Raw genomic sequence first — 12,126 nt, 5'->3', positions numbered from 1 at the left:
TGTTTCACGCGGACCCATCCCCCCACCGGCCTTCTCCCGGCCTCGAAAGCAGCACCATGAGCAAAACAGCCCGTCCCGCCAGGGATTCCAGCCTTCTCTCCGCCCTGCGCCCGTCCCGCGGTCCGCGGCTTCCCCGCGACATCAAGGTGATGTTGGCTGCGGCCTTCCTGATCGCGCTGGGCTTCGGGCTGGTGGCGCCGGTGCTCCCCCAGTTCGCGACGACGTTTGATGTCGGGGCGACGGCGGCGGCGGTGATCGTGAGCATCTTCGCGTTCATGCGGCTGGTGTTCGCCCCGGCCGGCGGTGCGCTGATCGTGCGGCTGGGCGAAAGGCCCGTGTACGTCGCCGGGCTGCTGATCGTGGCGGCGTCGACGGCGGCGTGCGCTTTCGCCCAGAATTACTGGCAACTGCTGGTGTTCCGAGGCCTCGGCGGTGCCGGCTCGGTGATGTTCACGGTGGCGTCGATGGCCCTGGTGGTCCGGCTGGCCCCGCCGGAGAGCCGCGGCCGGGTTTCCGGCGCGTACGCCTCGGCCTTCCTGATCGGCAACGTCTGCGGCCCGATCGTCGGCGGCCTGCTGGCAGGCTTCGGCCTGCGGGTGCCGTTCCTGGCTTACGCCGCCGCGCTGGTGCTGGCCGCCGCCGTCGTCCAGACCCAGCTCACGCACGTTCCTTCGGGGTCCCGGGAGGCTGGCACGGCCGCCCCGGCCATGCTGCTGCGCGACGCGGTGCGGGATAGCGCCTACCGGGCCGGCCTGGCCTCCAGTTTCGCTAACGGCTGGGCTACGTTCGGGGTGCGGATGGCGACGGTGCCGCTGTTCGCCGTCGCGGCCCTCGGCGCCGGGGCGTCCTCCGCCGGCTGGGCGCTGGCGGTGTTCGCCGCCGGCAACGCCGTGGCGCTGACGTTCTCGGGACGGCTCGCGGACTCCGCCGGCCGGAAACCGATGATGCTGGCGGGCCTGGTGGTCACCGGCCTGGCCACCGCCTCGATCGGCCTGACGCACGATCTGCCGCTGTTCCTGCTGGCCTCCACGGTGGCCGGCATCGGCTCCGGCCTGCTGGGCCCGGCGCAGCAGGCTACGATCGCGGACGTGATCGGCAACGAACGCTCCGGCGGCAAGGTGCTGGCGGTGTTCCAGATGACCCAGGACAGCGGCGCGATCGTGGGGCCGGTGATCGCCGGCCTGCTGGCGGACCGGCTGGGTTACGGCTGGGCCTTCGGCGTCACCGGCGGCGTGCTGCTGGCCGCGGCCGCCGGATGGCTGCTGGCGCGGGAAACGTTCCGGCCCGCAGCCCCGGCGGCCGCGTAAGGCAACCGCCTAGTTCAGGATCGCGTCCACGAAGCTGTCGGCGTCGAACGGGGCCAGGTCGTCGGCCCCTTCGCCCAGGCCCACGAGCTTGACCGGGACGCCCAGTGCCTTCTGGATCGCGACGACGATGCCGCCCTTGGCGGTGCCGTCCAGCTTGGTGAGCACGATGCCGGTGATGTTGACGACCTCGGCGAAGACCCGGGCCTGATTCAGGCCGTTCTGGCCGGTGGTGGCGTCCAGGACCAGCAGCACCTCGTCGACCTCGGCGAGCTTCTCGACGACGCGCTTGACCTTGCCGAGTTCGTCCATCAGGCCGACCTTGTTCTGCAGGCGTCCGGCGGTGTCGATCATGACGACGTCGACTTCCTGGTCGATGCCGGCCTTGACCGCCTCGTAGGCGACGGAGGCGGGGTCCGCGCCGTCGATGTCCGACTTGACCGTCGGGACGCCGACGCGCTGGCCCCACGTGGCCAGCTGTTCGGCGGCGGCGGCGCGGAAGGTGTCCGCCGCGCCGAGCAGGACGTCCTTGTCTTCGGCAACCAGCACGCGGGCCAGCTTGCCGACGGTGGTGGTCTTGCCGACGCCGTTGACGCCGACGACCATCATGACGGCCGGCTTGTCAGCGTGGCGCTGGACATTCAGGCTGCGGTCCATGGTCGGGTCGACGAGCTTGAGCAGTTCCTCGCGCAGCAGCGCCTTGACTTCTTCCGGGGAGCGGGTGCCCAGGACCTTGACGCGGGCGCGGAGGGCGTCCACCAACTGCATCGTCGGCTCGGTGCCCAGGTCCGCGAGCAGCAGGGTCTCCTCGACCTCGTCCCAGACGTTCTCGTCGATCTTGTCGGAGGACAGGAGGGCCAGCAGGCCCTTGCCGAGAACGTTGTTGGACTTGGCCAGGCGTTCGCGCAGCCGGGTCAGGCGGCCTGCGACGGGCAGCGGCGTCTCGACCGGGACGGTCTCCAGGCCGGCGGCGTCGTCCGGCACTTCCACGGTCTCAAGGTCTTCGAGGCCTTCGGTGTCCCGGGCGGGGGCGCCGGTCCGGTCCTCCAGCAGGGTCCCGCCGCCGGTGCCCTGGACGGGGTCGTTGGCGTCACGCTGCGTGGGGTAGTTGGTGATGTTCCTCCGGGTCCGCACGAGCACCGGAATGAGGGCACCGATGACCACCAGGGCAACGATAATGGGCAGGATGATAGGGAGGATGTCGTTCACTCCCCTAGCTTCTCATAACCGCTAAAGCCGCCGGTCAGCGGCCCGATCGGCCCCGGCTCAGAACTCGGCGCCGAGCCGCTGGCTGATCACGGTGGAGACGCCGTCGCCACGCATGGTGACGCCGTAGAGGGCGTCGGCGACCTCCATGGTGCGCTTCTGGTGGGTGATCACGATCAGCTGGCTCGATTCGCGGAGCTCCTCGAAGATGGTGATGAGCCGGCCCAGGTTGGTGTCGTCGAGGGCCGCCTCCACCTCGTCCATGACGTAGAACGGCGAGGGCCGGGCCTTGAAGATGGCCACGAGCAGCGCCACGGCCGTCAGGGACCGCTCGCCGCCGGAGAGCAGCGAGAGGCGCTTGATCTTCTTCCCCGCGGGACGGGCCTCCACCTCGATGCCGGTGGTCAACATGTCGCCGGGGTCGGTCAGGACCAGGCGTCCCTCGCCGCCCGGGAAGAGCCGGGCGAAGACCCGGACGAACTGCCGGGCGGTGTCCTCGAAGGCCTCCGCGAAGACCTTCTGGACCCGGTCGTCGACGTCCTTGATGATGTCCAGCAGGTCCTTGCGGCTGGCCTTGAGATCCTCGAGCTGGGTGCTGAGGAACTGGTGGCGTTCCTCCAGCGCGGCGAATTCCTCCAGGGCGAGCGGGTTGACCCGGCCCAGGGCGGCGAGGTCCCGTTCGGCCTTCCGCAGCCGTTTCTCCTGTTCCTCCCGCACGAAGGGCTTGCCCTCGAGAATGGCGCGGCCGTCCTCGTCCACGGGCGCACGCAGGGCCGCCCATTTGTCCCCGGTCTCCTCCGCCGGGACCGGGACGGGCTGGTCCGGGCCGAAGTTCTCGATGAGCTGGTCCGGGCTGAGACCGAGTTCCTCGACGCTACGCAGCTCAAGGGCCTCGATTTTCAGGCGCTGTTGCGCCCGGGCCAGCTCGTCCCGGTGCACGGAGTCGGTCAGTTCCGCCAGTTCGCGGGCCAAGGCGTCGTTGCCGGTCCGAACCTCCGCCAGTTCCTGGTCCAGCCGGGTGCGGCGTTCCTCGGCAAGGTCGCGGTCCACGCGGGCCAGCTCGACCGACACGTCCAGGAAGCGGGCCACCTGGGCGACGGCGGCGGAGACGGCGGCGGCGCGGCGGGCCTGCAGGGCGCGGCGGCGGGCGCGTTCGGCTGCCTCGGCGCGGGCCTGCCGCTCCGTGGCGGCGGCCCGTTCCAGCGAGGAAGCACGGTTGCTGATGGCGGTGAGCTGTTCCTCGGCGCTGCGCAGGCCCAGCCGGGCCTCCATCTCGGCTGCGCGGGCTGCGGCGGCGGCCTGGGCGAGGGCGTCCCGTTGGTCTTGCGAGGGTTCCTCCTCCGCGGGGGCCTCCTGCGCGGCGGCCAGCCGGGCGGCCACCGTTTCCAAGGCAACATGCTCGACCGTGACGGCGGCCTCGGCGCGGGCCAGGGAGGCGGCCAGGCGTTCGCTCTCCCCCATGGCGCTGCGGAGCACGGAATTCAGGTGCCCGAGGCGTTCGGCTACGGCGGCAAGCCGGGCGTCGGACTCGTGGAGCTTGTCCAGGGCCGAGTCGGCGCGCTCCTGCGCCTCCGCCCGCCGGGGCGCCGCGGCGGCGAGGGCGAAGCGGGTGCGTTCCAGCTCGGCGGTCACGGCGGCAAGCCGGGCGGCGGCGTCGTCGACGGCGGCCTGTACCTCCAGCAGCGACGGGGCCGAGGCCGAGCCGCCGCGGACGGCGAGCGCGGTGAAGACATCCCCCGCCCGGGTGACGGCGGTCAGCTCCGGGTGGTCGGCCAGCAGGGACGCGGCGGCGTCGTCGTCCTCGACGATGGCGGTGCCGGCCAGCAACCTGTCGAGCAGCCCGCGCACGGGCACGGTGTCCGCCGCGTCGGCCGCGGGTGCAACCAGTCCGGCCGCCGGGCGTGCCCCGGCAGGGAGAGCCACTGTCCCGGGCTCGTTGTCCCTGTTCCCGGCTCCGGCCGCGGCGAGCAGCAGCGCCGCACGGCCGGCGTCCTCTTCCCGGAGCAGGCCGAGCGCGGCCGTGGCCGCGGCCAGGTCGGCCACCACGACTGCGTCGGAGCAGTGGCCGAGCGCCGCGGCGATGGCGGTCTCGTAGCCGGGTTCGACGGCCAGCATCGAGGCCAGCGGGCCGAGGATGCCGTCGAGGCCGGAGGAGGCAACGTGGCCGGAGCCGTCCTTGCGGTTCAGGCCGAGCTGCAGGGCCTCGTGACGGGCCGCGAGTGCACCGCGTTCCCGGTCGGCGTCGCGTTCGGCGGCCTTCAGTGCGTCGATCTCGGCGGTGACGGCGTCGAGTGCCTCGCTGGCGGCCTCGTACTCGGCGTCGAGGCTCTCTTCCCCGTCCTCGACTCCGGCCACCTGGGCCTCCAGCGCGGTGAATTCGGTCTGGACCTGACGCCGGCGTTCCTCGCCAGCGGTCAGTGATTCGCGCAGCCTGCCCACCTCGGCCTGCGCGGATTCGACCCGGGAGCGGGCCGCGCCGACCTGCCCGGCCAGGCGGGCCAAGCCCTCGCGCCGGTCAGCGGCGGCCCGCAGCAGGGCATCGAGGCGTTTGGATTCGGCGGATGAGGCAGCTTCGGCCTCCTGCTTGGCGGTGGTGGCGTCCGCGAGCGCGTCCCGCCGCTGCCGGATCTGCCCTTCCAACCCGGCTTGCTCGGCCCGCACGCGGGCGGCCTGCTGGTCCAGGTGGTCGGGGTCCCGGCCGGTCGCGGGTCCCGGGTCCGCGGCGCCGAGCAGCCGCCTGCGTTCTTGGGCGAGCGAGCCGAGGGAGCGGAGCCGTTCACGTCCGGAGGAGAGCCGGTACCAGTTGTCACGGGCGGCGTTGAGGGCGGGCGTAGCCTCGGCGGCCTGCTGCTCCAGTTCGGCCTGGCGGCGCCGGCCCAGGTCCAGGTCCCGTTCGACGACGGAGCGCCGGGCCTTGAGCGCCGATTCGTCCGCGACGTCCCGGGCGAGCGTGGACTGCAGCTGGACCAGGTCGTCGGCGAGGAGCCGTGAGCGCGCGTCGCGGACCTCGAACTGGACGGTCTGCGCGCGGCGTGCGACGGCGGCCTGCTTGCCCAGCGGCGTCAACTGCCGCCGGATCTCCGCCGTCAGGTCACCGAGCCGGGCCAGGTTGGCCTGCATGGCCTCCAGCTTCCGGACCGTCTTTTCCTTCCGGCGCCGGTGCTTGAGGATACCGGCGGCCTCCTCGATGAAGCCTCGCCGGTCCTCGGGGGTCGCGTGCAGGACCTTGTCCAGCTGGCCCTGGCCGACGATCACGTGCATCTCGCGGCCGAGGCCGGAGTCGGAGAGCAATTCCTGGATATCCAGCAGGCGGCAGGGGGCCCCGTTGATGGCGTACTCGGATCCGCCGGTGCGGAACAGGGTGCGCGCGATGGTGACTTCGCTGTACTCGATCGGGAGGGCGCCGTCGCTGTTGTCGATGGTGAGTGACACGTGCGCCCGGCCCAGCGGGGGCCGGCCGGATGTGCCGGCGAAGATGACGTCCTCCATCTTGCCGCCGCGCAGGGTCTTGGCGCCCTGTTCGCCCATTACCCAGGACAGGGCGTCCACCACGTTGGACTTGCCGGAGCCGTTGGGGCCCACCACGGCGGTGACGCCGGGTTCGAACTCAAAGGTCGTCGCGGACGCGAATGACTTGAATCCGCGGACGGTCAGGCTTTTGAGGTGCACGGTGGTTCCGGTCTCCTGCTGTGGGTAGGTGAAGCTGGGGTCGGTGAAGCTGGGTTGATGGAGCGGGGAGGTTGGCAGATCGGGAGTGGCAGCCGCCTCCGGCTACATACAATCTACTGCGGGGCACCGACAGATCCCGCGTCATCGCGGTTCCGGCGGCGCGCTGGGCCCCTCCGTCCCCGCCGTCGATGCCGTGGACTGCATATGCAGGAATGGATGTGCAACGGGCATAGTTAAGCACTTGGGCTTGTGCTTGACGGCGCAGTGAGCCGCAGGAGCGCAGGACAGATACGAACAGAGGCTTGATTTGATAGGCAATGCCACCTTCCGGCACACCAACACCGCGTTGCTTTCGGTGAGCAGCGTCGAGGCGCCCACGATCGTGAGTTCCCACGACTTCGACCAGGCCCTGGCTGGGACGCTGCGCCGGTTGAAGTTCCCGCCGCGGCTGCTGGAGCGGGTCGCCGGGATCACGCACCGTCGCTGGTGGGCCCCCGGGACAGCGTTCGACGACGCCGCCGTGGAGGCCGGCGCCAAGGCCCTCGCCGAGTCCGGAATCGCGGCCTCCGACGTCGGGCTCCTGATCAACACCTCGGTCACCCGCCGGAACCTTGAACCGTCAGTCGCGGTCAAGATCCACCACGGGCTGGGGCTGCCCTCCTCCGCCATGAACTTCGACCTGGCCAACGCCTGCCTTGGCTTCGTCAACGGCATGACCCTGGCCGCCACCATGATCGACTCCGGCCAGATCAAGTACGCCGTGATCGTCAACGGCGAGGACGCCCAGGCCACCCAGGAGGCCACCCTGGCCCGGCTGCAGCGTCCCGAGACCACCCGCGAGGACTTCAACCGCGAATTCGCCACCCTCACCCTCGGCTCCGGCGCCGCGGCCGCCGTCCTGGGCCCCGCGGACCAGCACCCGGGCGCGCACCGCGTCGTCGGCGGCGTTGTCCGCGCCGGCACCGAACACCACGAACTCTGCGTCGGCGGCATCGACGGCATGGCCACGGACACCAAGGGACTGCTCGACGGCGGCCTGCAACTGGTGGTGGACGCCTGGCGCGAAGCCCAGCCCGAGTGGGACTGGGCCTCGATGGACCGGTACGTCACCCACCAGGTCAGCAACGCCTACACCCAGGCCATCATCGACGCGATTGACCTGGACCCGGGCAAGGTGCCGATCACGTTCCCGCACTGGGGCAACGTGGGCCCCGCGTCCCTGCCGATGACCCTCGCCGCCGAGGCGCAGACCCTCACCAGCGGCGACCGCGTCCTGTGCATGGGCGTCGGTTCCGGCCTGAACACCGCAATGGTGGAAATCGCTTGGTAGCCGCCACTTGGCCCGGCGTCGATCCCGCCTGGTGCCGCGAGGTCGACGTGCCCGCCACCTCCGGCGCCGAGAGCGCGCCGGGCCCTGACAAGCACGGCACAACGCGTCGCTGGCACATCCTGGATAACGCGGCCCAGCTGGCCGAGCGCGGCCTCACCCCCGCCGGGACCCTGCTCTGCGTCCACGGCAACCCCACCTGGTCCTACCTCTGGCGGACCCTGCTGGCCGCCGGGACCGACCCCGCCCACCCCTGGCGGGTGGTGGCCGTGGACCAGCTGGACATGGGATTCTCCGAACGGACCGGCACCTTCCGCCGGCTGCAGGACCGGATCGATGACCTTGGCAACCTCACCGACGAACTCGGCCTGACGGGGCCTGTCGTCACGGTCGGCCACGACTGGGGCGGTGTCATCAGCCTCGGCTGGGCACTGGCCCACCAGGACCGGCTCGCCGGCGTCGTCCTCACCAACACTGCCGTCCACCAGCCCGCCGGGGTGCCCATCCCCGCGGCGCTGCGGCTCGCCCTGCATCCGGCCGTGCACCGCTGGGGCACAACGACGTCGGACGCCTTCCTGCGCGTGACCCACGCCCTGGCGCACCCCGCGCTGGACCCCGCGGTCCGCGCGGCGTTCATGGCCCCGTACCGCAACGCCCGCCGCCGCGCCGGGGTAGGCAACTTCGTGGCCGACATCCCGGCCGACGCCTCCCACCCCAGCTACCCGGCCCTGACCGCCGTCGCCGAGGGGGTTCACGGACTCAGCGTCCCGGCGCTGATGCTGTGGGGACCCCGGGACCCGATCTTCTCCGACCGGTACCTCAAGGACCTGGTCGGCCGGCTGCCGCACGCCCAGGTGCACCGCTTCGAGGGTGCCGGCCACCTGGTGGCCGAGGACCGGAACATCGCGGACCCCATCTTCACCTGGCTCGCCGAACACGTTTCCGACGCACCCACGGCCGAACCCGCGGCACCGGCCGCCGCAGAGGCCACCGGTGCCGAACCGCTCTGGGCGCCCCTGACCGCCCTTGCCTCGGGCCCGGACGCGGACCTGACCGCCGTGGCCGAGATGGCACCCCACGGGGGCGTGTCCCGCTCGCTCAGCTGGCGCGAACTGGACCGGCGCATCACCGACCTGGCCCGCGGACTCGGCGGCGCCGGCGTCACCGCCGGGACCCGGGTCAGCCTCATGGTTCCGCCAGGCGTCGACCTCACCGTCGTCCTCTACGCCTGCCTCCGCGTGGGCGCCGTCGTGGTCGTGGCCGACGCCGGGCTCGGGCTCCGCGGCCTGAGCCGCGCCGTGCGGGGAGCCACCCCGGACGTGCTGATCGGCATCGACAAGGCCCTCGCCGCGGCTGCCGCCCTCGGCTGGGAGGCCCGGCGCTTCAGCGTCCGCGACCTCCCGGCGGCCCGCCGCCGGATCCTGGGCGTGGAGATCTCCCTCGAACGCCTCGGTGACACCGGCGCCGGCAATGGCGCGGCGGACGACGCCGGCCTGCCGCCGGTCCCGGCGGCCGACTCCCCCGCAGCCGTGCTCTTCACCTCCGGGTCCACCGGGCCGGCCAAGGGCGTCCAGTACACGCACCGGCAACTCGCCGCCATGCGGGACACCCTCGCCGCCACCCTGGAGCTCCGCCCCGGCGCCCGCCTGGTGGCCGGTTTCGCACCGTTCGCCCTGCTGGGCCCCGCCCTCGGCGCCGTATCTGTCACCCCGGACATGGACGTGACCCGGCCACGCACCCTGACCGCCAGCGCACTGGCCGACGCGGCCGCAGCGATCGGCGCCACGGTGGTCTTCGCCTCCCCCGCCGCGCTGCGCAACGTCCTGGCCACCCGGGACGCCCTCAGCCCGGAGGGCCGGCAGGCACTCGCCGCCGTGGAGCTGCTGCTCTCCGCCGGGGCCCCGGTACCGCAAAGCCTGCTCGAGGACCTCCAGGACCTGGTCCCCGCGGCCGAACTCCACACCCCCTACGGGATGACCGAGGCCCTTCCGGTGACGGACATCAACCTGGCGCAGATCCGGGAGGCCGCGGCCGACGCCCCCTCCGGGACGGTGCCCGGCGCCGGAAACGGCATCTGCGTGGGCCGGGCCGTGCACGGGGCCGAGCTGGCGGTGGCCCCGCTCGCCGCGGACGGCACCGCACCGGACTCCGCACCCGTCACGGAACCGGGTGTGACCGGGGAAATCCTGGTCCGCGCCGCGCACGTCAAGGACTCCTACGACCGGCTGTGGCTGACCCAGCGCGAGAGCGCCCGGACAGCGGGCTGGCACCGCACCGGCGACGTCGGGCACCTCGACGCCGCCGGCCGGCTCTGGGTGGAAGGACGGCTGGCGCACGTGGTCACCGCCCCGGGCGGCGTGGTCACCCCCGTCGGGGCCGAACAGGCCATTGAGGCACTGCCGGAGGTCGGGCTCGCCGCGGTCGTCGGCGTCGGCCCCGCCGGTACCCAGGCGGTCGCCGCGGTCGTCGAGACCGTCCCAGCCGTGCGCAAGGCGGGACCGGCCGAGCCAGGGCTCGCCGGCCGGGTCCGCGCAGCCGCCCGGCAGGCCGGCGTCGAGGTCTCCGCCGTCCTGGCCGTCCCCGCCCAGCCCACCGACATCCGGCACAACGCCAAGATCGACCGGACACGGCTGGCCCGCTGGGCCGGCTCTGTGCTGGCCGGCGGCCGGCCCGGCACGCCGTGAGGGTCCTGGTCACCGGCGCCAGCGGGCTGCTCGGCGGCGCCGTCGCCCGGCTGCTGGTGGCGCAGGGCCACGAAATCACCACCTTCCAGCGCCGGCCCTCCGGGGTTCCGGGAGCTGCTGACCTGCCCGGGTCCGTGACGGACGACGCCGCCGTGCGCGGCGCCGTCGCCGGCATGGACGGCGTCATTCACCTCGCCGCTAAAGTCTCCTTCACCGGCCGTCCCGAGGAGTTCGACGCGGTCAACATCGCCGGCACCGCCCGGCTGCTGGCCGCCGCCCGTGACGCCGGCGTGCGGGACCTGGTGTTCGTCTCCTCCCCGTCGGTGGCCAACTCCGGACAGGCGATCGCGGGCCTCGACGCCGAACCGGCGGATCCCGCCCGGGCACACGGGGACTACTCCCGCACGAAGGCCGCCGCCGAACTGCTGGCCCTCGCCGCGGACGCACCCGGCTTCCGGGTCACCGCCGTGCGGCCGCACATCGTCTGGGGACCCGGCGACACCCAGCTGGTCGAACGGGTCCTGGAGCGCGCAGCCCAGGGCAGGCTGCCGCTGCTGGACTCCGGCGGCGCCCTGATCGACACCACGTACATCGACAACGCGGCGGCCGCCATCGTCGCCGCGCTGCACCACATGGACAGGGTCCACGGGCTGGCACTCGTGGTGAGCAACGGCGAGCCGCGCCCGGTGGGTGAGCTGCTGGCCGGTATCTGCGCCGCCGGCGGCGTGCCCGCGCCGGCATGGTCAGTGCCGGGACGCGTGGCCAGGGCCGTGGGGTCACTGGTGGAGAGGGCCTGGCTCCGGTCCGGCCGAGTGGAGGAGCCGCCGATGACCCGGTTCCTGGCCGAGCAGCTGTCCACGGCGCACTGGTTCGACCAGCGCCGGACCCGCGAGCTTCTGAACTGGACCCCCGAGGTCAGCCTGGACGAGGGGCTGGCCCGGCTGGCAGCGCACTACGGTGCTACCAGCGACCGTTCCGCGGACGCGGCTGGCACACCGGACAGGTGTGCGCCGAGCGGTTCATGAACTGCTCGCGCTTGATCAGGCTGACGATCCCGTCGGCGGCGCAGCGCCGGCACTCCTGGCCCTCCCTGCCGTAGGCGTTCAGGGACCGTTCGAAGTAGCCGGAGGAACCGTTGACGTTCACATAGAGGGAATCGAAGCTGGTGCCGCCGGCGGCCAGGGCGTCGGTCATGACCTGACGGGCGGCGTCGAGGACGCGTTCGGCGTCGGCGCGGCGCATCCGGTCGGTGGCGCGGGCGTAGTGCAGCTTGGCCAGCCACAGCGCCTCGTCCGCGTAGATGTTCCCGATGCCGGAGACCAGGCCCTGGTCCAGCAGGGCGCGCTTCAGGCCCGTCCGGCGTGCCCGGAGGCGGCGGTAGAACAGGTCGAAGGAAAAGTGCGGGTCCAGCGGATCGCGGGCGATGTGCGAGGCTTCCTCGGCGATGAGCGGCAGCGGGGTCTCGGCCAGGCCGCCCGGGCCTCCGTCCGCCGTGGGGATCAGCGAGGTGAGGAACAGTCCGCCGAAGATCCGCTGGTCCACGAACCTGAGCTGCTCCGGCATGCCCGCGGCCGGGCTGAGCCGCAGCCGGATCTTCAGGTGCTTCTCGTCCGGAACCTCGGCGTCCTGCATCAGGAGCTGCCCGGACATGCCCAGGTGCGCCATCAGGGCGACGTTCGCGGCTCCGTCGGAGGCGTCCGCATCTCCGGCCGCGTCCGGAGATGCGTCGGCGAGAGGCAGCCAGAGGAATTTTCCGCGGCGGACCACGTCCAGCACGCGGGCGCCCTGCAGGTTGCCGATGAAGTCAGCGGGGCCGAGGGCATGCCGGCGCAGGGACCGCGGGTCCAGCACCTCGACGCCGGTGATGGTCCGGCCGCGGACCCAGCTCACCAGGCCGCGCCGGACCACCTCAACCTCGGGCAACTCGGGCAAGGGC

The 12,126-nt window shown here is 72.6% G+C and carries 7 protein-coding genes; 4 read left to right on the top strand and 3 right to left on the bottom strand.

The window, feature by feature from the left end; all coding sequences use genetic code 11:
• Window positions 1-56 precede the first annotated feature (56 nt).
• Entirely contained in the window at window positions 57-1,307 is a 1,251-nt protein-coding gene (locus tag ABC337_RS14925) for an MFS transporter (RefSeq protein ID WP_412883317.1), read from the top strand.
• Between the two features lie 9 nt (window positions 1,308-1,316).
• On the opposite strand, the gene ftsY is transcribed toward ABC337_RS14925, so the two are convergent.
• Window positions 1,317-2,513, bottom strand: a complete 1,197-nt coding sequence (gene ftsY, locus ABC337_RS14920) for a signal recognition particle-docking protein FtsY (protein WP_412883318.1) — start codon at window positions 2,511-2,513, stop codon at window positions 1,317-1,319.
• A 57-nt stretch (window positions 2,514-2,570) separates the two neighbouring features.
• On the bottom strand, window positions 2,571-6,179 hold the full coding sequence (gene smc / locus ABC337_RS14915; RefSeq protein WP_412883319.1) for a chromosome segregation protein SMC: 3,609 nt from the start codon (window positions 6,177-6,179) through the stop codon (window positions 2,571-2,573).
• Window positions 6,180-6,486: 307 nt separating this feature from the next.
• Between smc and ABC337_RS14910 the strand changes: the two genes are divergently transcribed.
• Genes ABC337_RS14910 through ABC337_RS14900 form a run of 3 tightly spaced genes read left to right on the top strand, consistent with a single transcriptional unit; the run spans window position 6,487 to window position 11,215 of the window.
• Window positions 6,487-7,509, top strand: coding sequence for a 3-oxoacyl-ACP synthase III (locus ABC337_RS14910; RefSeq protein WP_412893250.1), 1,023 nt, complete (start codon window positions 6,487-6,489; stop codon window positions 7,507-7,509).
• Window positions 7,503-10,190, top strand: a complete 2,688-nt coding sequence (locus ABC337_RS14905) for an alpha/beta fold hydrolase (protein WP_412883321.1) — start codon at window positions 7,503-7,505, stop codon at window positions 10,188-10,190. The genes ABC337_RS14910 and ABC337_RS14905 overlap by 7 nt, the downstream gene beginning before the upstream one ends.
• Window positions 10,187-11,215 (top strand): NAD-dependent epimerase/dehydratase family protein, encoded by a 1,029-nt coding sequence (locus ABC337_RS14900; protein ID WP_412883322.1) that lies wholly within the window; start codon window positions 10,187-10,189, stop codon window positions 11,213-11,215. The genes ABC337_RS14905 and ABC337_RS14900 overlap by 4 nt, the downstream gene beginning before the upstream one ends.
• On the opposite strand, the gene mutM is transcribed toward ABC337_RS14900, so the two are convergent.
• Window positions 11,151-12,122, bottom strand: coding sequence for a bifunctional DNA-formamidopyrimidine glycosylase/DNA-(apurinic or apyrimidinic site) lyase (mutM, locus tag ABC337_RS14895; protein WP_412883323.1), 972 nt, complete (start codon window positions 12,120-12,122; stop codon window positions 11,151-11,153). The two genes, ABC337_RS14900 and mutM, sit on opposite strands and share 65 nt — an antisense overlap.
• Window positions 12,123-12,126: the final 4 nt, after the last annotated feature.

The organism is Arthrobacter phoenicis (assembly GCF_047238215.1).
Classification (GTDB): domain Bacteria; phylum Actinomycetota; class Actinomycetes; order Actinomycetales; family Micrococcaceae; genus Arthrobacter.
Note: the sequence above shows the minus strand (reverse complement) of the source record. Positions and strands in the feature narration are given on the sequence as shown.